This window comes from Herbiconiux daphne (assembly GCF_024979295.1).
GTDB classification, from domain to species: Bacteria; Actinomycetota; Actinomycetes; order Actinomycetales; family Microbacteriaceae; genus Herbiconiux; species Herbiconiux daphnes.
The window spans coordinates 1-556 of sequence record NZ_JANLCJ010000692.1 but is presented as its reverse complement, the minus strand read 5'-3'; the positions used below and the strand labels follow the sequence as shown (position 1 = coordinate 556).

Annotated in this window: 1 protein-coding gene; it reads right to left on the bottom strand. The window is 31.8% G+C overall.

Annotated features, from left to right (window positions below):
- The coding region (locus tag N1032_RS27200) for a hypothetical protein (protein ID WP_259543819.1) at positions 1-235 on the bottom strand (235 nt) is incomplete at its 3' end.
- Between the last annotated feature and the right edge of the window lie 321 nt (positions 236-556).

Here is a 556-nt window from a genome sequence, read left to right as displayed (position 1 = left end):
GATTGGCGCTGTCTAATTGTGTTGCTTTATACATTAACTCATTGATAAATGTCAGTTTATTACTGATAGTTTTCATCATTTCATTAACTTCTGAAGCATTGATATACATGGCAACTACTTGATTAATCATTGATTCTGCTTCTGTTAATGCTTCTTTACCTTCTTTAACCATTACTTTAACTTTAACCGCGTTGATTGCTGTATTTAAGAACATTTGATTAATTCCTCTTAACATTTTTAACAGTCTGGAAAGATTATTTCCTTTCCCCTATGCAAAGAATTATACGCCTTTCATTCATGGAATCAACAATTATTTTCTATCTTTACAATGTAACGTAAACGTTAATTGAACTAAGCCGAAAGGCTAACAAAGTTACTAAAAGGTTAGATCCTTGTAAACCTCAATGCCTTAGCTTTGAGAAGTGTTATTCCTCAATGCGTTTTTTATTTACACGGAAAAGAAGAAAAGACAAAAGAATTAACACCTCAATAACAATTACTCAATAAGTATTCCTCACTGTAACCGGTGGCATACATAGCCTTATATAGTGTGCTA